Origin of the sequence: Metabacillus mangrovi, assembly GCF_009711125.1 — a bacterium.
GTDB classification, from domain to species: Bacteria; Bacillota; Bacilli; order Bacillales; family Bacillaceae; genus Metabacillus_B; species Metabacillus_B mangrovi.
Genome location: NZ_WMIB01000028.1, coordinates 1 through 21,123, shown reverse-complemented (window position 1 = coordinate 21,123; position 21,123 = coordinate 1). Strand labels below are relative to the sequence as shown.

Sequence of the window (21,123 nt, the reverse complement as noted above, 5' to 3'; positions counted from 1 at the left end):
TTCTTCACGACTTCATCAAAAGCTCTCTGCAAACCGAAAATTCTCCGCTCTAATCCACTCTCTTGATTGAAACCGTAAAATCCTTCTCCATCGTTTCAAGCAATTCTACTCCTGATTCAATCTCTCCTATTTTAACAAGTCCAGCCGAGTAGCTATGCTTATTATAAAACATCGCTACATCGCCCCACGGAGCATAATAAGCAAAATCCCCGCGCTGAGGCGTGTACCCTGAAGGTGCACCTTCCACCGTTAGTTTTTCAGGCGGATAGCTTAGTTTCTCGAATCCCCCAAATTCTTCAAAGGTCATGGTCAAAGGAAGCTGCTCCAAAAACTCCTTCGCCGTGGGATTGTTATAAACATTGATGATGATTTCCCCGCCTTCAAGCGTCACGGCTATTTTTTCTGCTGAATGATTCATCTCATTCTTCCCCCTTGTCTCCCCGGATGGATTCTCTTGCTCGTTCGTAATCTCTTCATTTCTGCCTTCACTCTTATCTCCGCATGCTGCAAGGACGGAGATAAGCACGATTGCCAATACAGCCCGGAACCATCTTTTCATTTTCAGTCTCCTCTTCCATATTCAAGATTCTTATACAGTGAATTTCGAAGCAGAATGAAAACAAACCCGATCACCAGAGAGAGAACGCCGACGGACAAAATGTACCTCGTTCCGATCTGTGCCATGATGATCCCTGCAATCCCCGCTCCAATCGTGGTGCCTAAGTTCACAGAAGTCAGGAACAATCCGTTCGCAAATTCCGGCGCCTGCGGAGCAGAAGAAGTCATCCAATATTGATTGATATTGGCGCCGATCCCCCCGAGAATCCCCCAGGCTAAAATGATACATGCTGTAGGCATTGCAAGCTCCGCAACAAAGTAAAAAACGAGATAAACGGCCAGTAATGCGAGAGGGAAAATCGTTACCGTCCGGATTGGATTTTCTGTAAGTATTCTGCCCGCCATCATGTTTCCTGCTATGTTAGCCAAACCATAAAGGAATAGCATGATGCTGATTAATTGAGCAGACATGTTGGTCACTGCACCCAGATATTCAGCAAGGTAACTGTACACTCCAAACACCGCTGCGTTTAAAAAGAGTACGGCCAATATCGAAAGCCATGTCACACCATGTGTCAGGATCCTCAACTGGGAGCCATAGGAACGTCTCTCTTCTACAGGCATTGAAGGCACAAACCACACGGTCGCGATAAATGTAAGAATATTTACGAGTGCGAAAAAGGACATCGCCGCTTCCAGAGAAACCGTGTTGGCGATCAGGCTGACCGCCGGGACCCCTAAGACCATTCCTGCGGACACGCCAATAAATACTTTGGAGATGGCTTTTGGTGCCTCTTTTTCGCTGACCGATGCACCAGCAACTGAAAATGCCATCGAAACGTAAACCGGATGGAAAAAGGCCGGGATCACACGTGCGAGTAATGCCGTCGTAAAATCATGTGTAAAGATTGAGATGATGTTGCCAATAATGAAGATAGCAAGCACCATCAGCATCACATGCTTCCGGTTCATACCAGAAAACACCAAAGGCAGAGTTGGTCCGGCAATAGCAATAGCCAGTGCAAAAAGACTAACCAATAACCCCGCTGTTGAGACATTGACATCAAAATGGCCGGCAAGTTCAGGAAGGATGCCTATGACACCCATCTCGGTATTGATAATGCCGAAGACCCCGACTGCCAGGATGAAGATGAGTACACCGTTCGAGTTTTTTATCATGCTCTCCTCCTTTCATCAACTCCTTGAACTCTTTCCACTAAAATCATAAAATGCTACGATACAGATATCAAATACCTATATCAAATAGCCTGATATACATTAGAGGCATAGGAGGTTTCAAAATGGAAATCCGAGTGCTCCGTTATTTTATTGCTGTCGCCAATCAGCAAAGCATTTCGGCAGCAGCCAAACACCTGCATCTCTCACAGCCCACATTGTCCAGGCAAATCAATGACTTGGAAGCACAATTGGGCACTCCTTTATTCATCAGGGGAAACAGAAAGATTTCGTTAACAGAAGAAGGGGTGTTTTTGCTTACAAAAGCAAAAGAAATCGTGAGGCTCGTCGATAAAACCGAAGCAAACTTTAACAGGCCCGAAGAAGCGATCAGCGGAGAAATTCACATCGGCGGCGGGGAAACAGAGGCCATGAACTACATTGGCGATGCTTTAAAAAGGCTCCTCGGAGATCATCCCGCAATCCGGTTCCATCTATACAGCGGAAATGCCGATGACATTACCGAAAAAATAGACAGCGGATTATTGGATTTTGGAATTGTAATTGAACCGGCAGATAAGCAAAAATATGATTACCTGCACCTTCCGGCCAAAGATGTCTGGGGGGTACTGATGCGCAAAGACAGTCCTCTGGCACATAAGTCTTCGATACAGCCAGAGGATCTTCTGGATAAGCCGTTAATCGTTTCCCGCCAAACCACCGTCGATAACGAGATCTCCGGATGGTTTGGACAGGATCTGAACGATTTACATCTGACCGGTACGTATAATCTGCTCTACAACGCCGCACGGATGGTGGAAAAAGAATTGGGATATGCCCTATGTATTGATAAACTCATCAACACTTCCGGGGACAGCAGCCTCTGCTTTAAACCTTTAAGCCCTAAATTACATGCCGGATTAGCCATCATTTGGAAGAAGCATCAAGCGTTCTCGCATGCAGCAGGGCGGTTTTTGGAGGAGGTCCGGAGGGGGATTGGGGAGGATCAGAGACTTTATAGGAGTTAATATATCGAGTGTTGACCAGGACTAGCAACAGCCAAGGGGGCAGCAGTGTCCCTATCAAGTACTCCAAACCATTTACAGAGGACGTCATGAGTACATTAATGTGTTCTTTTGGTATTAAGCTGGATATCACTAAGAACGGGACGGGGCACAAGGCTGGGAGATGGATAGGATATTAGGTGCCAGGCACCCGCTGCAGCGGGGCAGGCACTTTTTTGTTTGTCAGTTAATGTGCTAATTAGTCATATTTCCCCGGAAATTATCGAAGGCTTACGTGCCTAGTACTGAGTGTCAATTGTGAGTGTCAGGCACAGCATTTGCCTCCATACAAATATCCCTCTCCCCGTTAACGGCCACTTAAATATTTTAAATAGTTTAAATTAACCGACTAATTAGTGTATGATACTAATTAAACAATTTTTTTCGCATTCCGAAATAAAAAACCATAGAAGGAGGGAGCTTCCTATGTCCCAGATGCTGGCAGTTGTTATTCTAATTCTCATTTTATTTATCGGAGATTTTATTGCAGTCCGTACGAAGGCATGGGTACCTTCCATCTTTGTGTGTGCGGTCTTGTTTCTTGCAGGCTACTGGACTTTTTTCCCTCAGGATATCGTCGCCCTGGCAGGAGTGCCGCCGGTTGTTGCGACACTGATGATGTATTTGTTGATTACGAATATGGGAACGCTCCTTTCGGTCCAGGAACTGAAAAACCAATGGAAAACGATTGTGATCGCAATCTCAGGCATCCTTGGCATCATTGCCGTCCTGTTCGCCGTCGGAACATTCATCTTTGGCTATCAGACGATTGTGGTGGCGATTCCCCCACTGGTCGGAGGCGTGGTTTCTGCCTTGATCATGTCTGAGGGAGCGAAGGAAGCAGGGCTTGCTTCTCTGTCTGTGTTTGCGATTGTCATTTACGTAATGCAGGGCTTTGCCGGCTACCCGATCACATCCATCGTCCTGAAAAAGGAAGGGAAAAAGCTGCTTGAATCTTACCGAAAAAGCGGAGGATCTGCGCTTAAGCAACAGCAGCTGGCCAAGGCGGAAATGGCAGCCGCTTCTGAAGCTGGCACGGCTGCGCCGGAGCTCAAGCTATTCAAGCGAATGCCGGAAAAATATAATACTGATTTCTTCAAGCTGCTGCGCCTTGCGATCGTTGCTTTTCTGGCTTACCAGGTTTCCGCCTGGCTGGCGCCTGTTGTCAGCGTGAGCCCGTTTGTCATCTGCCTGCTGTTTGGTGTTATCGCCAAAAGTGCAGGCTTCCTGGAAAAGCAGGTCCTGCAAAAAGCCAACGCATTCGGATTTGCGATCATGGCCCTGATGCTGTTCATCTTTGACGGTTTGAAGCAGGCAACACCATCGATGATGCTGCAAATCATCTGGCCGCTGGTTGGCACCATTGTGATTGGCGTCATCGGCATGTACATCTTCTCCTTTATTGCAGGAAAGATGCTCGGTGTCAGCAAACACATGGCCTTTGCCGTATCATTGACAGCTTTGTACGGTTTCCCGGCAGATTATATCATCACGAATGAAGTCATCAAATCACTGACCGAAGATGAGGAGGAAAGGGAGATGCTGACAAGCCATATGCTTCCGCCAATGCTCGTCGGCGGCTTCATCACTGTCACCATCGTTTCTGTCGTCCTCGCAGGGTTCTTTGTCAGTCTCTTATAAAGAAAGGAAGGATAGGATGAGTATAGTAAAAGAGCAGCTTGCTGCCAGGATTGAAACCCATATAAATGCATTAAGTAAGTTCACCGCTACGCCCGAACAGGGAACGACCCGGCTGACCTATAGCCAGGAAGACCTGCAGGCCCGCAATTATATAAAAGAAAAAATGAGAGAGGTTGGACTTACAGTCACAGAGGACGGTTTTGGCAATATTTTTGGAAAGCTGGAGGGGTCATTGAAGGATGCACCAAGCGTGCTGATCGGCTCCCATTTTGATTCTGTCCCTAATGGCGGGTCTTATGACGGACCAGCAGGCGTTGTGGCAGGTCTCGAAGTGGCTGCACTGTTTGCAGAGAATAAGATAAAACCGAAATACCCGCTGGAGATCATCGCAATGGTGGAAGAGGAGGGCTCCCGCTTTGGCGGAGGGCTCATGGGTTCAAGAGGCATCACCGGCCTGATGTCTGAGGAGGAATTCTTCCAGCTGGCAGACCGGGATGGAGTGTTGGCGAAGGACGCCATGAAGAAAATTGGCCTTGATCCTTCTCTTCCAAAGCAGAGAGACCCAAAAACGATTAAGAGCTTCCTGGAGCTCCATATTGAACAAGGCCCAATCCTTGAAGAAAAAGGCATTTCAATAGGTATGGTAGAGGCCATTGTCGGCCTGACCCAGCTGAATGTGACGATCAATGGGCAGGCAGGCCATGCGGGGACAACCCCGATGGACCGCCGTTCAGATGCATTAGCGGCAGCTGCTGCCATCCTTGCAGGCCTTCCTGAGCTTGCTCTGGCTGAAGGGGAAGGCACTGTCCTTACAGTCGGGCGCCTGAATGTTTTTCCGAATGGAGCCAATGTGATCCCGGATAACGTGATATTCTCGGTCGATATCCGTTCAGGCAAAGAAGAGCATGTGCTGAATGTGGTGAATAAAGTAAAAAAGCGGATCCGCTCTTATGATGGAGGCGGAATCAAGACTTCTGTTGAACAGCCGCTTTACATGAAACCAAAAGCAATGAACAAAGAAATCCTGTCTCTTTTAAAAGAAAAAAGCGGCAGACTGGATATCCCGTACTGCCTGATAAACAGCGGGGCAGGGCATGATGCAATGGTCCTTTCCGATTTTACTGACGTGGGCATGCTGTTCATTCCGAGCAGGAATGGACTGAGCCATTGTCCCGAGGAATGGTCGGATTCAAAGGACATTGCGAAAGCAGTTGAAATATTTTATGAAACGGCGAAGAAGCTGACGGAGGCTGAATAAAGATGCTAGGCCTAGAGCTATAAGCAGCATGCATGGTCGGATCAAAATGAATAATTCCGTGCCAGTCCTGGACACACAGGGTAAAAGTGTCCAGGACTGGCACCTTTTTTTCCAAGAGCCTTCTGTGGCGATTTATATCGGAAAAACCAGCTTATCCAAAAGTTCTTCGGGGTCACGGGTCTCTTCTCTGTGAGTGGGATCGTGAACGTGTTCTTTGTGTCTCAGCAAATCGACCGCATCTGCATAGCGCAGCCAGGTCTCAATACTCGAGACGATAATCCTTGCCTCTACTGTAAGTAACTCTACACCCAGCACGGACACGCGGGCAAATACATCGATGACGATTCCTTTATCTAATATGCGGTCGACCACTTCTACCAGGCTCGATCCATCCCTGCATTTTTCAAGCATCATCCCTGTTCCTCCTTTCTACTGAATTCTTTTCACAGGCTTCCCGATGACGAATCCGCTCACTCGGTCGAGCCTTCCTCTCCAATATGCGGAAGCGGCTGCTGTTTCTCCATCGATCGTGACATTCGTTAAATGAATGAAGGAAGCCGTTTCGTGGTCGCGTGCTCCTTTTCCCGCTTCACGGAAACGCGCGCTTAATTTGGCGGAATGTTCGCCCTCTCTGTGTTCAAACAGTTCTCCTAATCCCTTCAGGTAATCAGAAGCTGAGATCAGGCACCCGTTCACCGTCTTCCCATCGACCGTCAGGATCAAATCCAGCTTAAAGTCATGCCGGTTGGCTGTAATGACGAGTGTCTCAAGTATAGAATCCCGCCTGCTGAATTCCCGTTCATCCTCCATCTTGCATACAGTCCCCTCTATGTATATTGATTCTATCCTGCACCTGGACTTTAAACAGGTCCATCATCCAGCAGCCTGTCCCACTCTCGTCTTTCCATCTCTTTGACACACTCATATCTTCTGAGCCACTCCTCATACTGCGACCTGTATTCCTCTTCAGAAAGTTCATTTCTTTCAAATTTAAGCTCTAGCAGCAGCAGGTTTTTTTGAATGACCCCGATATCGTACAGCTCCTTGTCTGCTTCTTCCTTCACATTTTCAGCGGCGAGCAGCAGCAGCTTCAGCGGCAAAAACATCATGAGCTTTTTTCTGCCTTCAGGTGAAGCTGAACGAAGTTATAGGGCGGCCACGGACCTGTGTAGATAAAGTCAGCCTGATCTTTGAAACGTTCGTACAGCTCTGCAACAAGCTCATCAAAGGAGCCTTCCTGCTCTCTTTTGATAAGATAGGAGCCGTTCAGCAGCATCGTCTCTGTTAACATACCATTCTGTTTGGAATCTTCTGCAGCCTGATGTAGTTTTTGGTGGATGCTTTCCGCAAATTGATTCCGTAGCGATAGGAAAAAGCGTTCCGCCAGCTCCCCCTGCTTAATCCGCTCCTTGTAAGAAGGGCTCTGGATAGGCAGCACTGCTTGTTCCAGCTTCTGAAGGAGCCATTCCTTCTTTCCGATCACCTTCAATCCTACTTCGATCCTCCCTCTCAGAGACGGTAGCATGTGCTGAAGCTCCGGGTAAAGCCGCTTGAGGAGGCTCTCCGCCTGTTTTACAGACTGGACGATGTGGCCGAAGCTGAACGGAAAGACTGCCTCTCTTTCCTCCATAAGAAAGGTAATGACCTTTTGATGCAAAAGAAGATTCTCTTTGGATGGCCGAAGCAGGAGCGGAACCTCGGCAGCCGCCAAAAACAAATCGTTATACGGGATAACCAGCAGCTCGCGATCCATTCCGTCGAAGTAAATGCTTCTGCCGGAAAAGTCCGGTCCTGATGTGATGCAAAAAACGTACAGCCCTTTGTCAGTGTTCATATCCACTGTCCCGTATCTCCCCTGTGCTTCAAATACCGTCTCGAGTACGAGATGACCTCGTTCTCGCTGTTTAACCTCACATCGTACACGCCCACCATCTCATCCCGCGCAAACTTCCGCATGTAGTCCTTCTCTTCAATGATTTCCACCAAAGCCCGGAACCCCTCCTCCTCAGGCTCAACAGAAGGAATCTTATGAGGCGGCGCCAAATGTTCACGAAAAAACTGTTCAAGGGCATCAAGCGTATCTTTCACATGTTCCCATCCTTTCTTTCTGCCTGTTTCTGTTAGATTTTCCTGAACTGTTGTTTTTATGAATTAGAGGATAACGCAGTTATAAAAAAATTCCCAAAAAGGAATTTGCATTAGCACCAAAAATAAACAATAAATATTTATTGATAAACAACAAATAATACATTATAATTAACAAAAAATGGCGGAGGGATTACTTGTGAAACCACGTAAAACTACTTTTTTGAAAGGAACCATCTTTATCATCGGTCTTACCATCCTTTCATTATGTGTATTTTACTTACCAAACTTGGCGAGAGAGACTGCAGTGACGTACCCTGAATATGCTTATTTGAAAATGCCAGTTCTTATGGGGTTATATTTAACAGCCATTCCATTTTTCCTGGCTTTATACCAAGCCTTAAAAATTTTGAATTATATAAAAGGAAAGGATGCCTTTACCGATTTATCTGTACAATCTCTCGGATCTATAAGGAATTGTGCAATAGCCATTATCGTTTTATATGTAATAGGGATGATCATTTTGACAGTTCTTAATGCTTTGCACCCTGGAATTGCCCTTATGGGGTTGGTCATCATTTTTGCTTCACTTGTGATTGCCGTTTTTTCTGCCATTCTCCAAGAACTTTTAAGACGCGCAATTGAACTAAAATCGGAAAATGAGTTAACGGTATGAGGTGGTCATATGGCGATAATCATTAACATTGATGTAATGCTTGCTAAAAGAAAAATGAGTGTATCAGAACTAACGGAGAAAGTTGGAATCACAATGTCTAACCTTTCTATACTGAAAAACGGAAAGGCAAAAGCCATTAGGTTTTCTACTTTAGAAGCAATATGCAAGGCTTTAGAATGTCAACCTGGTGATATTCTTGAATATAGAAGTGAAGATTGAACATTAATGAAGGGGAATGGCTTGGAGAATGTAATCAGATGAACCAACCGCGCCTTGAGCCTTAGAAAATAAAGCAATATCGGTTTTTGATAGGAATAAAGAATTTACTGCTGCTGTTGTTCCAGTGACTAGCCAATCGTCATGAACGAATGATTATTTTAGAAAGGAAAGAATAAAATGGGATTTTATATCATGATCATGTCATTCATACTCGGCCTATTCTTTACCGTACTTGGTGTTTCTCGCAGGAAACGCACCTTTTTATATAAGTTTCTCATAGTGTTTGGAGTCTTCCTCATTCTTTTTGCTGTTTATCTCGCAAGGCCTCATTAACAATTAAGTTATATTTCGTATTGCGGCAGAGGGAAATGGAATGAATTTAACGAATTGTTTTCATAATAGGAGTTTGACCATTCCCCAGAGATGAACAGGACCCTGGCGTTTATCTTTATCGTGTTTTCTGGTTTTCTGCTATTGGATCCGTTTTCCGACATAATCCCTTCTTGTCGTACTGGTTCTGCTTTCGGGCGTTGCTCTCGTCTTATCCAATCAAAAGGAAAAGAAGTAATCGGATAAAATTCAAATCACTTTGTCTGACAATAATTGCAACTCTCTCCATTGCCACTGTCTCTCCTGCTCTCAAGAGCATGGCAGCAGGATTCAAAGCTTATTTTGTATACCGGACATGAACCGGACAGATGTGGTGCAAACCAAAATAACAAAAGAAAGCCACTGACGTAAGTGTCAGTGGCTTTGTTGTCCCCAGGAGTTTTCCTAGGTCCGGATATATAAATCAACCAAGGTGTTAAATGACAACTAAGTCGGTCACTATTTTATCTTTAAACCCGCATTGCTTCGCTGTGTGATTCCTTGAACAGAAAACTAAGTCGGTAACCAACGTTTTTTGAGCGTGACAACAAAGTTGGTAACTAGGATAGATGAATGCCCTTAAAAGTTTTGGATAGTTTAGTGAATATTCTCCCTAAGGATTATTATGTAAAAAATAGATCAAAACAACCTAATACAATTAACGGCGAAAAATATTTTGAAGCTTTTCTTTCTAGTATGTACACCTCGTAGGTATAGGTGATTTTTGTTAAAAGTTAAAATGATTGATACTAAAAGTAGATAATTTTTACATATATGTTGTATTATGTATTAGAGGGGTAGGAGGAGATCTAATGGATAATTGGAAGTGCTTGATGCAGGATACAGTCATAACTGTAACGCCAACATCTAGATACGGCCAGGTGTATGATACCGCTAGAGTAGAAACTTATTTTCAGCTAGAGTCTACATTTCCTGAGAATGAAGAATTTTTAGTCCCGAGTATGGAAAAAATTCCCGATGAAGACTTACGAATATTTAAAGAAGGTAAGTTTGAGTTTGGGCCAATACCAAAATCCACCATAGTAAGAGAAGTGCAAGACTATGCACTGCAAGTAGCAAACGGATCAGCTGAAGGGATACGAACTGATATGGCTTTGGGCTTAGCAAGTTTATACATGCAGCCAATTAAATTAAAGCCTATTGGCCCCAATGTATATCACCTAAGTTATGAGTATTCTATTTATAGAGACCCTGTAGACGATCATTTCAGCATATATCAAACCCTTCCATTTAGAGGCTTTGATATGCCTGCGGGAACTGTTAGGTTTACAACTGTATTGCCAGCAGGGGTGAGATTACATTCTGAAGCTACCGAAGGTAAAGACCTTGTAGGGAACATTATCGATGATCAATCTCAAACCTTTTCTAATGGTATGACAGTAGTAACTTTTTTCTATCAGTCTGATCCAAATTTTTTAATTAAGTACATTTATTAAAAGCCACTAATCCCCTTCGCTATAGAGCATTGAATTTTAATCGATAGTATTTTACAACAAATCCCTATTGCTAATTCAGTATACAGAAAAGGCTTAGAGAAAAACATATCTCTAAGCCTTTTTACGATAAGTTAAACTTTATCAGTCCTAATCATACTTTCATGACTAGTTGTAATAATTTATGGCTCAAAGCCTTAGACCACGTGAAATTGAGTAAACAACTGATAATGCTTCAGCATATAAGGTCTTATTAATAAGAATGACAACTAAACAATACTTTTCTTTGTTTAAGGCTTTGTTAACGTTAAATGTTGATTTTCAGAAAAAAATATAACTTCCATTCGAACGGAGTTATATTTAGAATTATTGTCTTATGTAGTTCTATTAACTACTAGGTCAGCTCTTTCTAGAGGGCTAAGTTCTTCAATATAAATATCTTCTGAAATCATCCAGTTATTTTCCCACATATCACGAGCTTCCCCACCATCTCTTGTGATAGCCTTGTAATCCCTTGCTATTTCTAATCAAACTTCAATTCAAATCTACAACAGATATTGACAATTCTGGAAATAAATTATACTGTTTGATTACATTGAGAGGAGAGATTAAAAATGAAAATCACACCAATGAAAATAATAGTTGCATTTTTTGTAATACTAATAATGGGGATATTATTATTCGGTCCATATAAGATAACGAGTAGTATATTTGCTGATAATATTATAACAGATCCAAATTTATCAAAAGAATTTAAAGACTATAATATTACTTCAATAGATTATAAAGGAGAAAATACATACTTTATTAAAACTAAAACAGGTGACTTTGTAGTGATTCGGGACTATATTTCTACCATGAATTACAAATGGCAAGTATATAAATTTAAAGACGAATTAGAATATAAATAAAAGCTACGGTTTCCGTAGCTTTTTACATTGTGAAGCCAGCTATATACAGCACCCTACCGGTTTTTCAACACATGTCAATGTTTCAGCAAACAATAAACGGGGCATATGCCTCCCCGAGACTGATGGCGTTATGGGCGGAAATAGCATCGTTATAATCTTTTTCAGATAACTCTTTCAAAGACTTTCTAACATTAGAAACATACAAAATGTACACTTCCTTTGCTCCCTTTGCCATTATAAAAAAAAGCGGCATAAACTGCCGCTTTTAAATTTTTTCATCTTATACTAACCCTTGCAGTTACCAACTTTGTTGTTAAGTTACCAACTTTGTTGTCAAGTTACCGACTTTGTTGTCAAGTTACCAACTTTGTTGTCATTTAACATATGTTTTCGGCTGCAATACTCTCTTACTCCACCGTCACACTCTTAGCAAGGTTACGCGGCTTATCTACGTCACAGCCTCTGTGCAGTGCTGCATAGTAGGCGATCAGCTGAAGCGGGATAACAGATGCTAGCGGTGATAGGGCTTCGTGTACTTCCGGAAGGACGAAACGGTCGTCTTCCTGGTCCAGGCCTTTTGCAGAGATGATGCAAGGGTTCGCTCCACGGGCAGCGACTTCCTTTACGTTACCGCGAATGCTCAGGTTTACGTGCTCCTGTGTAGCAAGCGCGATAACCGGTGTGCCTTGCTCGATCAGTGCGATCGTACCGTGTTTCAGCTCTCCTCCGGCAAAGCCTTCTGCCTGGATGTAGGAGATTTCTTTCAGCTTCAGTGCGCCTTCAAGACCTACATAGTAGTCAACCGCACGGCCGATGAAGAAAGCGTTGCGAGTTGTAGACAGGTACTCGCGTGCGATGTACTCCATCTCTTCTTTCTGGTCGCAAAGGGCTTCCATTGCGTTTGCAGCGATTCCAAGCTCTTTTACAAGATCAAGGTCAAGCTCATGGCCTTTTACTTCCGCTGTTACGGCTGCGGTGATGGCAAGGACAGCAAGCTGTGCTGTATAGGCTTTTGTAGAAGCTACTGCAATCTCAGGACCGGCATGCAGCAGAAGCGTGTAATCCGCTTCACGTGACAGCGTGGATCCCGGAACGTTTGTGATAGTAAGGGCTTTGTGGCCCAGCTCTTTAATCTGAACAAGAACGGCACGGCTGTCTGCAGTCTCTCCGCTTTGAGAGATGAAGATGAACAGCGGCTTTTCAGACAGCAAAGGCATGTTATAGGAGAACTCGCTCGCTACGTGAACCTCTACCGGTGTTTTTGCCCATTGCTCGATGAACTGTTTGCCAACAAGTCCAGCATGGTAGCTTGTTCCGCATGCCACGATGTAAATACGGTCAGACTGATCGATCGCATCTGTGATGTCCTGATCGATCACAAGCTTGCCGTCTTCGTTTTGGTACTTCTGAATAATCTTGCGCAGAACAAGCGGCTGCTCGTCTGTTTCTTTCAACATGTAGTGAGGGTATGTTCCTTTTTCTATATCGCTTGCATCGATTTCTGCTGTGTATGGAGCACGTTCAACCACTTCTCCAGTAAGCGTTTTGATAACCGCCTGCTCGCGGGTAACAATGACCATTTCTTTATCCATCAGCTCTACGTACTGGTTTGTAACTTGAAGCATGGCCATTGCGTCAGACGCAATTACGTTAAAGCCTTCTCCAAGACCGACCAGCAGCGGGCTTTTGTTTTTCGCTACATAGATTGTATCCGGATCCTGATTGTCCAGAAGGCCAATCGCATAAGATCCTTTAAGGATGGAAAGGGTCTGACGGAAAGCTTCTTCCACAGTTGAACCTTGATCCATCATTTTTTCGATCACCTGGACCACAACTTCTGTATCCGTTTCACTTTGCAGCTCTACGTCTGCAAGGAATTCCTTTTTCAGCTGGACATAGTTCTCAATTACGCCGTTATGAACCAATGTAAGGCGTGAAGAAGCACTTTGGTGAGGATGCGCGTTTACGCGGCTTGGCTCACCATGTGTTGCCCAGCGTGTGTGACCGATTCCAACCGGTGCCGTCACACTTGAATCCACAATTGAACGAAGATCCGCAATGCGGCCCTTTTCTTTAAAGACCGTAACGCCTTCTGCGCCTGAAAGCGCGATCCCTGCGGAGTCATATCCGCGGTACTCAAGCTTCTCAAGGCCTTTCAGCAAAATTTCCTTTGAATCAATCTGTCCAATGTAACCTACAATTCCACACATAATCGTTTTCCTCCCGCTTCTGCGAAGGGGACAGGAAAGCCTTAAAATACGGGGACCTTCGACTGTCCCCTCACACATGTTAGATAATTTGTTATAGGATACGATTAGTGTCCCTCTCTTTGTCCAAAAAGTTGCCTTCCTGTTTTAAAGAGAGACTTGCGGCTGCTATCGTACAGCCGGGAGGTATCCGCCGATTCATCGATAAACCTCCTCCTCGTCAACTAAGCGATGGGCCGTCCGCTGCTTAGTTCAGGCGCTTTGTCTTGCTCTGCATTCCGCTATCCTTGCTTCCCGGGTTAAGGATATCGAAACACAAGGTTTATAATACAATACATCGGAGAAAACCGTCAATCCTAATATTCCCTGATGGCTTCGCATTACCCTCCGAATCCCTTTAGTATATGCTGCCAGAAGCAAAACGGTTTAGGTAATTGCAAGATGACTTTTTCCCTTTTTGGCAGGTTTTCTAACCTTTTCCCGATTAAAAGATAGATGTATTATACTTCTTTTATCCTTTACAAGGGCACAACAGCACAGCGTAAAATGCTCATTAACTCACATGAAAAATTTGGTGAGGGATTGGTCTGTGACCCGGTCTGTGACTGGTCTCTGACCCTCACTCTGCTAAAGCACTAAAGCTCCGGCACTGCCTCTGGCAGCCGTTGGGCGCCAAGGGATCCCGGCATCCTGTCTCTGTCCCCTGGTACTTTAAAGGATGTGGGGACAGGCACGGTGCCTGTCCCCACTTTCTCTGCCGTACTAAAGCTCTGGCACCTTTCCCTTTAAACCATTGCCCCTCAATGGTTTCAGGCTTCATGCCTCTGTCCCCCGCTGCTTTAAAGCACAGCGGGACAGGCACCGCAAAGCCGCCCACAAAAAAACAGGGAGACGCTTAATGAGCGTCTCCCTGTTTCCCTGGAATCGTATGTATTATTCGATGCCCATTTCTTCCTTAACCACCGCTGCAATACGGTCCACGTACTGTCTGCAAAGCTCTTCAGTTGGAGCTTCGGCCATAACACGCACGAGAGGCTCAGTACCGGATGGACGGACGAGAATTCTTCCGTTGCCTGCCATTTCTTTTTCAACATCTTCAATGACAGCTTTTACTTTTGCGTTATCGGTAACGTGGTATTTATCAGATACCCTTACATTGACAAGCAGCTGCGGGAATTTTGTCATCTCCCCAGCCAGTTCAGAAAGGGTTTTGCCTGTAACTTTCAATATATTCACAAGCTGGATTGCTGTAAGAAGCCCGTCGCCAGTTGTATTGTAATCAAGGAAAATGATATGGCCGGATTGCTCGCCGCCAAGATTATAGTGGTTCTTTTTCATTTCCTCCACCACATAGCGGTCGCCTACAGCTGTCTGAACGCTTTTCAGGCCGGCAGCCTCAATCCCTTTATAAAATCCGAGGTTGCTCATGACCGTTGATACAACGGTGTTCTGGTTCAGCTGATTTTGCTCAAATAAGTATTTGGCACAGATGAACATGATCTGGTCACCATCTACGATGTTTCCTTTTTCATCAACAGCAATCAGGCGGTCACCGTCTCCGTCAAAGGCAAGTCCGATATCGGCTCCCTTTTCAAGAACAAACGCAGCCATGGCTTCAGGATGTGTGGAACCGACGCCTTCATTGATATTCAAGCCGTTTGGAGATGTTCCCATTGTGGATACATCCGCCTCAAGATCTGCAAACAAGTGAGTGGCCAGAGAGGATGTCGCGCCATGTGCACAATCAAGCGCAACATGCAAGCCTGCAAATTCTTCGTCCACTGTCTGTTTCAGGAATTGAAGGTATTTCTGTCCGCCTTCAAAATAGTCATTTACCTGTCCAAGGTCTGCTCCAACCGGCCTCGGAAGGGTATCCACTTCCTGATCCATCAGCGTTTCAATTTCAAGCTCCTGTTCATCTACAAGCTTAAACCCGTCCGGACCGAAAAATTTGATTCCATTATCCTGAACAGGGTTGTGAGATGCAGAAATCATGACACCCGCCTGTGCTCCCAGTACTTTTGTCAGATAAGAAACACCCGGTGTTGAAATTACTCCCAAGCGCATGACTTCAGCGCCGATGGAAAGAAGTCCGGCTACAAGGGCTCCTTCAAGCATGTGTCCTGATACACGTGTATCACGGCCGATCAATACTTTTGGACGCTCTTGATCCTTTGTCAGCACATAACCGCCAAACCGTCCGATTTTAAATGCCAGCTCAGGCGTCAGTTCACTGTTTGCCACACCTCTTACACCATCTGTTCCAAAATACTTGCCCATGTTAGAATCGCTCCTTTTTCTGTTCCTCAAGATTGAAGTGCCGAAATTCGAATTGTTGCTTCTTCCTGGGGCAGTGACCACTTCACATCATCCGGTCCCTTTACCTCAACCTTTACCTTCTGTTCACCGTCTTCAAGTCGGGAGGCATCTACCAGAAGCTCAAAATCTTCCGGTGAAACGTTAGTCAGCTCATCCTCCAGGCCCATTACATTGATATCAAAGGCTTGCTTTTCAGGATCAAGGTATTCAATCGTTTTTCCTTCTTCAAGGCCAGTCGTTTGAATAGGAATGCCTTTCAGCACTTTCTCCCCTTCTTTATCTATATCTATTTTTACTTGGACCTTCTGCTCGGAAAGCTCTCTTACTCCTTCCGGAAGCGGAAGGCCCAATTCAAGCACACTGTCTTCTTCAATCTGACTCAAGTCCAAATCGGGTCCGCTGATCTCTGACAAATTATCCAGAATGTTCTGCGGTCCGTATGCGGTAACCTCGCCCGGTGACACGCTGATCGAGCGGATGGTGACACCCTCTGGCGGTTTGCCTGTTTCATTCACCTTCACAGGAACCGTCTTCCTTGGACTGCTGATCGGTACGGTCACTTCAATGCTGCGCGGTGAAGTTTCTACCGGAAGAATATTTCCTGCCTTATCATAGACAATCACCTGGGCTGCCTGCTTGATGTCCTGATCGGCATCCTGCAGATTCACTCTGGCTCTGACATAGGAAATCTGGTCGATGACCGCTTTCGAGCCGGTGACCTTTACTGTTTTAGGGCTCAGGACCGGCTCCCCCGCCGTATATCCTTCTGCTATCTGTTCTTCATTAATAAAAGATGCTTTGACTGGAAAATCCTCAGTCGTCTTCTCATCGATTACAATGTCCACCTTGGCCGGTTCAATTGATACCTTCAAGGACCGGTCAAGATTCTGGTATTGCAGATCAACGGTATGCCTGCCCGGTTCGAGACCGGTCAAATCCGCATATACCTCCACATTCTTCCTTTGTTTAGCGGTTGTTACCTGGCTTGGAGGCCCTGCAATTGTAACCGACACGGTTTCAGGAAGATTAGAGACAACATAATTCTCATTGCCCGTCTCCGCCCGAAGCTCAACATCTTCAATGACAGCTGACGTTTCATTCGGAGCTGAGTCACCACTGTCCGTTCCAGGAGGCTTCGGAATGATTTCATTCTGTGGAGGGTCATCATTGCTCGCGGTCTCATTATTAGTATCGCGAGTCGTATCCGTGTTTACCGAGAGATAAATCATCAGTGCCAGAAGAAGAGCAATAATTCTCATAAACCATGTATTGCTCATCAGCTTATCCATTCTTTTTCCCCCTCCATTGCCAGCGGTTCGAGGAGTCGGACCGGGTCCGGCTGGAGTTGTAGCTCAGAAGGTTTTTTAATCCTTCATCATCCAGGTTCCGGTGAAGCTCGCCATTCCGTGCTACGGAAATGCTGCCGGTTTCCTCGGATACGATAATGGTGATGCTGTCTGTTACTTCACTGATGCCAACGGCCGCCCTGTGCCGGGTCCCCAGTTCCTTTGAGATGAGCGGACTCTCGGATAAGGGGAGATAGCATGCGGCAGCGGCAATCTGGCTGCCGCGGATGATGACCGCCCCGTCATGAAGCGGGGTGTTCGGGATAAATACATTGATAAGCAGCTCTGACGAAACATTTGCATTCATCGGAATGCCGGTTTCGATATAATCGCCCATCCCCGTTTCCCGCTCGATGGTCATCAGGGCACCGATCCGCCGTTTCGCCATATAGGAGGTTGCCTTTACGACGTCATCGGTCAGCTTGACGCGTTCATCCTCTTCAGGAAAGGCACTCTTAGAGAACAGCCTTCCCCTTCCAAGCTGCTCAAGCGCTCTTCTCAATTCAGGCTGGAAAATAACGATAATCGCGATAAACCCCCAGGAGATGGCTTGGTCCATTAACCAGAAGATTGTATTAAGCCCTAAAAATCCGCTGATTGTTTTCACTAAAAGGATCACAATGATTCCTTTTAGCAGCTGAACGGCTTTTGTGCCCCTAATTACCATAATCAGTTTATATATAACGAACCAAACCAGGAGAATATCAATGGCAGTGCCTAAGTATTTAAGAACATCTATGTCTTCAAATGCCATACCTGTTTCCTCCACCAGTTCATTTAAAAAGTAAATTTTCAATCAAAAAAGCTATCGCGCTTTGCGTATGTATATTGCTTTGCACATACCTGCCGCTAACTACCCCATTATAGCACAAAATATTTTTCATAAATAACGAAACCAAAAGGCCATCCTAAAAGATGACCTTTGAATTAGTATACCTGATTCAATTCCGTTCTATTAGCTATTGAAAAACTCCGACAACGTCTGAACCAAAGGATTTCATCTTATACCACAGCCAGTCAAACAGCTCATTAATTTCCTGAATATCCCCAGTTACTTCCCCCGCCGCAGCCGTATATTCTTCCCCATTAATGACAGTGACATCGCCTTCTACTTTTCCTTCAATGGAGAGTGTGCCATTCCGGACCGTGATATCTTCTGTGATCACTTCTCCTTCCGGCACGATTACCTTGTCATTTTGAACAATCAGCTTCGGGTTTTTCGTTACACTGAACTGATGGTCGGTTGACCATGCCGAAACCAGACTGCTGCTCATCAGGATCAAAAACAGTGAAGCTGCAATCAGCAATGGATGTGCCTTAAACCATCTTCCGGCCCCAACCCTTTTCTTTTCTTTAGGCAGCCTTGCCATGACCTTTGCCGTAAAATCAGCCGGCACCTGAACGTGCGACGTGCTTTGAACAAGGGCAATGGACTTTTTCAATTCCTGAAAATGAGCATGGCAGTCTCCACACTCTTTTAAATGCTCTCTTAACTTTTGCTCTTCCTGCTGCTCCATCTCGTAATCGAGATATTTATGCATCAATGACACCGTTTCTTCAGAACATGCCATTTTCGTACACCTCTCTTTATAAATGCCTCAGCTGTTTCCTCAAAGCTTCCCTGCCGCGATGTATTCTTGTCTTTACCGTTCCTTCAGGGATTTCAAGAATTTCGCTGATTTCCAGAATCGACAGCTCATCAATGTATTTCAATACGATAACACTGCGGTATTTTTCCGGAAGCTTCAAAATTTCTTTTTGAATCGTTTCCTGCAGTTCCAGCGTCTCCACTTCTTCTTCCGGAAGGGCAATATCCGCTGCAACCTGTGAATACATCGTAAGTCCTTCTGTCCCTGCAATCTCAGCGTCAAGATAATAATCAGGCTTCTTCTTCCGGATCCGGTCAATCGATAAATTCGTCGCAATGCGGTACAGCCAGGTAGAAAACTTTTTATTAAGATCATAGCGGTGAATATTCACATAAGCCCGGATAAATGCTTCCTGGGCAATGTCCTCCGCTTCATGCGCATTGCCGAGCATCCTGTAGCAAAGATGATAAATCTTATCTTTATAAAGATCCACAATCTCAGCAAAGGCATTCTGATCTCCCTTGATTACCTCTCTTATTCTATTCTTAACCAGAGTTTCCATCTATTCTACCCTCATCTCTCTCGCGGGTCTGTAGGAATACGTTCTAAAGACCAAAAAGTTTCACTTTTTTTTCATAAAAACAGTTTAACAAATAAATGGCAACTTGTAGACGGGAAGTTTAAAGGTTATGTGACGTTTGCTCAGTAAATTATGGTACGAGTCAAAGGGAGGCGGAAGATGGAGAAAAAAATATATGTAATCCGGCATTGCGAGTCTGGCGGCCAGGATGCGGATGCAGCTCTGACGGAAGAAGGAAAAAATCAGGCACTGATGCTCACCTTTCGAAAAACCGACACGGAAAAGGGCCGGCTGAACCGGCCCTCCAACTTATAAAAGCTTCTCTCCAAACAGCGAACCCATCAGAGCTACTGCAACAGAGGCGGTCTTATTCCGTTCATCCAGAATCGGGTTCACCTCAACAAACTCTGCAGATGTAATCATCCCGGATTCGGCCAGCATCTCCATAGCGAGGTGGCTCTCCCGGTAACTGATGCCCCCAATTACCGGTGTTCCAACACCCGGAGCATCATGCGGATCGAGACCGTCCAGATCCAGGGATAAATGGACCCCGTCTGTCCGGTCCTTTAAGTACTCGATCGTTTCTTCCATAATACGCGTCATTCCCATACGATCCACTTCATGCATCGTGTATACGCGGATCCCCTTTTCCTTGATAAGCTTCCTCTCTCCCTCATCTAAAGAACGGGCTCCAATAATGACGACATTCTCCGGCTTAATCTTAGGCGTAATACCGGCGATACCGGTCAGGGCCGGGTCTCCGATCCCAAGGCTTGCCGCCAGCGGCATCCCATGAATGTTGCCGGAAGGGGATGTGTCTGCTGTGTTCAAATCACCGTGAGCGTCGTACCAGATGACCCCCAGGTTCTTATACTTTTTTGCAAGACCTGCAAGCGTACCGATGGCAATACTGTGATCCCCTCCTAAAACGAGCGGGAACGCACCTGTATTTATCACATCATGTACTTTGGACGCGAGCAGTTCACTCGCCTCTGATACCGCTTTCAAATTTTTCAAATTATATAAAGGTTCTTCCAGCTCTTTCTCCCGTTTGCCAATCTCGATATCCCCACTGTCTTCAATCGTATAATCAAGAAGCTCGAGCCGTTCCACAATTCCAGCGTAACGGATGGCACTCGGCCCCATATCGACGCCCCTTCTTGTCTGCCCAAGATCCATCGGGACACCAATGATTGATATTTTATCTGCTGCCATATGTACTCCTCCTCTTCTCTGTCTGCTCTTATTTTACATACAAGAGGCGGTATGACTCAACTCGACAAAATGGTGAATAAAAATACAGAACATTCCGGGAATAACAACAGCAGAAGCTATGGAGGCCATACGTAAAAAAAGACACAAAAAAAGCCTTTCCCATTGTGAAAGACAACAAATCATGATTGGTGGAGCCTAGCGGGATCGAACCGCTGACCTCCTGCGTGCAAGGCAGGCGCTCTCCCAGCTGAGCTAAGGCCCCTTACATATTTGGAGCGGAAGACGGGATTCGAACCCGCGACCCCCACCTTGGCAAGGTGGTGTTCTACCACTGAACTACTTCCGCTAGTTGACAGGGCAAGTCTCCTGAATAAAACTAATGCGGGTGAAGGGAGTCGAACCCCCACGCCCGAAGGCGCCAGATCCTAAGTCTGGTGCGTCTGCCAATTCCGCCAC

General features: G+C 45.4%; 22 protein-coding genes and 2 tRNA genes. 8 read left to right on the top strand and 16 right to left on the bottom strand.

The window, feature by feature from the left end; all coding sequences use genetic code 11:
* Positions 1-49: 49 nt before the first annotated feature.
* The gene (locus GKZ89_RS18530) at positions 50-559 is read right to left on the bottom strand and encodes a cyclophilin-like fold protein (RefSeq protein ID WP_155113891.1); all 510 of its coding nucleotides are present in this window, start codon (positions 557-559) and stop codon (positions 50-52) included.
* A gap of 2 nt (positions 560-561) precedes the next feature.
* Entirely contained in the window at positions 562-1,737 is a 1,176-nt protein-coding gene (locus GKZ89_RS18525; RefSeq protein WP_155113890.1) for an MFS transporter, read from the bottom strand.
* A 122-nt stretch (positions 1,738-1,859) separates the two neighbouring features.
* On the opposite strand from GKZ89_RS18525, the gene GKZ89_RS18520 reads away from it, so the two are divergent.
* The 3 genes from GKZ89_RS18520 to GKZ89_RS18510 all read left to right on the top strand — a co-directional run bounded on the left by GKZ89_RS18520 (position 1,860) and on the right by GKZ89_RS18510 (position 5,697).
* A complete protein-coding gene (locus tag GKZ89_RS18520; protein WP_155113889.1) occupies positions 1,860-2,762 on the top strand; it encodes a LysR family transcriptional regulator in 903 nt (300 codons plus the stop codon).
* 462 nt (positions 2,763-3,224) lie between these two features.
* Positions 3,225-4,439: a hypothetical protein gene (locus GKZ89_RS18515; protein ID WP_155113888.1), complete on the top strand. Its 1,215-nt coding sequence runs from the start codon at positions 3,225-3,227 to the stop codon at positions 4,437-4,439.
* Between the two features lie 16 nt (positions 4,440-4,455).
* Positions 4,456-5,697, top strand: a complete 1,242-nt coding sequence (locus GKZ89_RS18510) for a Zn-dependent hydrolase (protein ID WP_155113887.1) — start codon at positions 4,456-4,458, stop codon at positions 5,695-5,697.
* A gap of 132 nt (positions 5,698-5,829) precedes the next feature.
* Here GKZ89_RS18510 and gvpA read toward each other — a convergent pair whose 3' ends face one another.
* Genes gvpA through GKZ89_RS18485 form a run of 5 tightly spaced genes read right to left on the bottom strand, consistent with a single transcriptional unit; the run spans position 5,830 to position 7,785 of the window.
* Complete coding sequence (gene gvpA / locus GKZ89_RS18505; protein WP_155113886.1) at positions 5,830-6,111, bottom strand: gas vesicle structural protein GvpA; 282 nt, start codon at positions 6,109-6,111, stop codon at positions 5,830-5,832.
* 15 nt (positions 6,112-6,126) lie between these two features.
* A complete protein-coding gene (gene gvpU / locus GKZ89_RS18500; RefSeq protein ID WP_155113885.1) occupies positions 6,127-6,507 on the bottom strand; it encodes a gas vesicle accessory protein GvpU in 381 nt (126 codons plus the stop codon).
* 50 nt (positions 6,508-6,557) lie between these two features.
* Positions 6,558-6,806 (bottom strand): gas vesicle protein GvpG, encoded by a 249-nt coding sequence (locus GKZ89_RS18495; protein ID WP_155113884.1) that lies wholly within the window; start codon positions 6,804-6,806, stop codon positions 6,558-6,560.
* Positions 6,803-7,531, bottom strand: coding sequence for a GvpL/GvpF family gas vesicle protein (locus GKZ89_RS18490; RefSeq protein WP_241680325.1), 729 nt, complete (start codon positions 7,529-7,531; stop codon positions 6,803-6,805). Before GKZ89_RS18490 ends, GKZ89_RS18495 begins: the two co-directional genes overlap by 4 nt.
* Positions 7,528-7,785, bottom strand: coding sequence for a gas vesicle protein GvpO (locus tag GKZ89_RS18485; protein WP_162357081.1), 258 nt, complete (start codon positions 7,783-7,785; stop codon positions 7,528-7,530). Before GKZ89_RS18485 ends, GKZ89_RS18490 begins: the two co-directional genes overlap by 4 nt.
* Before the next feature lie 196 nt (positions 7,786-7,981).
* Between GKZ89_RS18485 and GKZ89_RS18480 the strand changes: the two genes are divergently transcribed.
* The 4 genes from GKZ89_RS18480 (at position 7,982) to GKZ89_RS18465 (ending at position 11,411) form a co-directional block, all read left to right on the top strand.
* Positions 7,982-8,458, top strand: a complete 477-nt coding sequence (locus GKZ89_RS18480) for a DUF2975 domain-containing protein (protein ID WP_162357078.1) — start codon at positions 7,982-7,984, stop codon at positions 8,456-8,458.
* A 9-nt stretch (positions 8,459-8,467) separates the two neighbouring features.
* A complete protein-coding gene (locus GKZ89_RS18475) occupies positions 8,468-8,677 on the top strand; it encodes a helix-turn-helix domain-containing protein (RefSeq protein WP_155113881.1) in 210 nt (69 codons plus the stop codon).
* Positions 8,678-9,858: 1,181 nt separating this feature from the next.
* Positions 9,859-10,503, top strand: a complete 645-nt coding sequence (locus tag GKZ89_RS18470) for a hypothetical protein (protein WP_155113880.1) — start codon at positions 9,859-9,861, stop codon at positions 10,501-10,503.
* A gap of 611 nt (positions 10,504-11,114) precedes the next feature.
* Positions 11,115-11,411 (top strand): hypothetical protein, encoded by a 297-nt coding sequence (locus tag GKZ89_RS18465; protein WP_155113879.1) that lies wholly within the window; start codon positions 11,115-11,117, stop codon positions 11,409-11,411.
* Between the two features lie 407 nt (positions 11,412-11,818).
* Here the strand turns inward: GKZ89_RS18465 and glmS are convergent, their stop codons facing one another.
* The 6 genes from glmS to sigW all read right to left on the bottom strand — a co-directional run bounded on the left by glmS (position 11,819) and on the right by sigW (position 19,434).
* Complete coding sequence (glmS, locus tag GKZ89_RS18460) at positions 11,819-13,621, bottom strand: glutamine--fructose-6-phosphate transaminase (isomerizing) (RefSeq protein ID WP_155113878.1); 1,803 nt, start codon at positions 13,619-13,621, stop codon at positions 11,819-11,821.
* Positions 13,622-14,551: 930 nt separating this feature from the next.
* Positions 14,552-15,898, bottom strand: coding sequence for a phosphoglucosamine mutase (gene glmM / locus GKZ89_RS18455; RefSeq protein ID WP_155113877.1), 1,347 nt, complete (start codon positions 15,896-15,898; stop codon positions 14,552-14,554).
* A gap of 26 nt (positions 15,899-15,924) precedes the next feature.
* Entirely contained in the window at positions 15,925-17,226 is a 1,302-nt protein-coding gene (locus GKZ89_RS18450) for a CdaR family protein (RefSeq protein WP_155113876.1), read from the bottom strand.
* On the bottom strand, positions 17,219-18,037 hold the full coding sequence (cdaA, locus tag GKZ89_RS18445; protein WP_155113875.1) for a diadenylate cyclase CdaA: 819 nt from the start codon (positions 18,035-18,037) through the stop codon (positions 17,219-17,221). The genes GKZ89_RS18450 and cdaA overlap by 8 nt, the downstream gene beginning before the upstream one ends.
* A 205-nt stretch (positions 18,038-18,242) precedes the next feature.
* Positions 18,243-18,854 carry an anti-sigma factor family protein gene (locus GKZ89_RS18440; RefSeq protein WP_155113874.1) on the bottom strand — a complete coding sequence of 204 codons (612 nt, stop codon included), beginning with the start codon at positions 18,852-18,854 and terminating at the stop codon, positions 18,243-18,245.
* Between the two features lie 16 nt (positions 18,855-18,870).
* Positions 18,871-19,434: an RNA polymerase sigma factor SigW gene (sigW, locus tag GKZ89_RS18435; RefSeq protein ID WP_155113873.1), complete on the bottom strand. Its 564-nt coding sequence runs from the start codon at positions 19,432-19,434 to the stop codon at positions 18,871-18,873.
* Positions 19,435-19,611: 177 nt separating this feature from the next.
* Here sigW and GKZ89_RS18430 point away from each other — a divergent pair, with 177 nt between their 5' ends.
* Positions 19,612-19,767: a histidine phosphatase family protein gene (locus GKZ89_RS18430; protein ID WP_155113872.1), complete on the top strand. Its 156-nt coding sequence runs from the start codon at positions 19,612-19,614 to the stop codon at positions 19,765-19,767.
* Here GKZ89_RS18430 and rocF read toward each other — a convergent pair.
* The 3 genes from rocF to GKZ89_RS18415 all read right to left on the bottom strand — a co-directional run bounded on the left by rocF (position 19,762) and on the right by GKZ89_RS18415 (position 21,013).
* Positions 19,762-20,667: an arginase gene (rocF, locus tag GKZ89_RS18425; protein WP_155113871.1), complete on the bottom strand. Its 906-nt coding sequence runs from the start codon at positions 20,665-20,667 to the stop codon at positions 19,762-19,764. The two genes, GKZ89_RS18430 and rocF, sit on opposite strands and share 6 nt — an antisense overlap.
* 186 nt (positions 20,668-20,853) lie before the next feature.
* Positions 20,854-20,929 (bottom strand) — tRNA-Ala (locus tag GKZ89_RS18420).
* 9 nt (positions 20,930-20,938) lie between these two features.
* A tRNA-Gly gene (locus tag GKZ89_RS18415) sits at positions 20,939-21,013 on the bottom strand.
* Between the last annotated feature and the right edge of the window lie 110 nt (positions 21,014-21,123).

Excerpts from the sequence above, each read along its gene's own strand:
- GKZ89_RS18530 (WP_155113891.1), bottom strand. The coding sequence starts at position 559 with ATGAAAAGATGGTTCCGGGCTGTATTGGCAATCGTGCTTATCTCCGTC.
- GKZ89_RS18525 (WP_155113890.1), bottom strand. The coding sequence starts at position 1,737 with ATGATAAAAAACTCGAACGGTGTACTCATCTTCATCCTGGCAGTCGGG.
- GKZ89_RS18520 (WP_155113889.1), top strand. The coding sequence starts at position 1,860 with ATGGAAATCCGAGTGCTCCGTTATTTTATTGCTGTCGCCAATCAGCAA.
- GKZ89_RS18515 (WP_155113888.1), top strand. The coding sequence starts at position 3,225 with ATGTCCCAGATGCTGGCAGTTGTTATTCTAATTCTCATTTTATTTATC.
- GKZ89_RS18510 (WP_155113887.1), top strand. The coding sequence starts at position 4,456 with ATGAGTATAGTAAAAGAGCAGCTTGCTGCCAGGATTGAAACCCATATA.
- gvpA (WP_155113886.1), bottom strand. The coding sequence starts at position 6,111 with ATGATGCTTGAAAAATGCAGGGATGGATCGAGCCTGGTAGAAGTGGTC.
- gvpU (WP_155113885.1), bottom strand. The coding sequence starts at position 6,507 with ATGGAGGATGAACGGGAATTCAGCAGGCGGGATTCTATACTTGAGACA.
- GKZ89_RS18495 (WP_155113884.1), bottom strand. The coding sequence starts at position 6,806 with ATGATGTTTTTGCCGCTGAAGCTGCTGCTGCTCGCCGCTGAAAATGTG.
- GKZ89_RS18490 (WP_241680325.1), bottom strand. The coding sequence starts at position 7,531 with ATGAACACTGACAAAGGGCTGTACGTTTTTTGCATCACATCAGGACCG.
- GKZ89_RS18475 (WP_155113881.1), top strand. The coding sequence starts at position 8,468 with ATGGCGATAATCATTAACATTGATGTAATGCTTGCTAAAAGAAAAATG.
- GKZ89_RS18470 (WP_155113880.1), top strand. The coding sequence starts at position 9,859 with ATGGATAATTGGAAGTGCTTGATGCAGGATACAGTCATAACTGTAACG.
- GKZ89_RS18465 (WP_155113879.1), top strand. The coding sequence starts at position 11,115 with ATGAAAATCACACCAATGAAAATAATAGTTGCATTTTTTGTAATACTA.
- glmS (WP_155113878.1), bottom strand. The coding sequence starts at position 13,621 with ATGTGTGGAATTGTAGGTTACATTGGACAGATTGATTCAAAGGAAATT.
- glmM (WP_155113877.1), bottom strand. The coding sequence starts at position 15,898 with ATGGGCAAGTATTTTGGAACAGATGGTGTAAGAGGTGTGGCAAACAGT.
- GKZ89_RS18450 (WP_155113876.1), bottom strand. The coding sequence starts at position 17,226 with ATGGATAAGCTGATGAGCAATACATGGTTTATGAGAATTATTGCTCTT.
- cdaA (WP_155113875.1), bottom strand. The coding sequence starts at position 18,037 with ATGGCATTTGAAGACATAGATGTTCTTAAATACTTAGGCACTGCCATT.
- GKZ89_RS18440 (WP_155113874.1), bottom strand. The coding sequence starts at position 18,854 with ATGGCATGTTCTGAAGAAACGGTGTCATTGATGCATAAATATCTCGAT.
- sigW (WP_155113873.1), bottom strand. The coding sequence starts at position 19,434 with ATGGAAACTCTGGTTAAGAATAGAATAAGAGAGGTAATCAAGGGAGAT.
- GKZ89_RS18430 (WP_155113872.1), top strand. The coding sequence starts at position 19,612 with ATGGAGAAAAAAATATATGTAATCCGGCATTGCGAGTCTGGCGGCCAG.
- rocF (WP_155113871.1), bottom strand. The coding sequence starts at position 20,667 with ATGGCAGCAGATAAAATATCAATCATTGGTGTCCCGATGGATCTTGGG.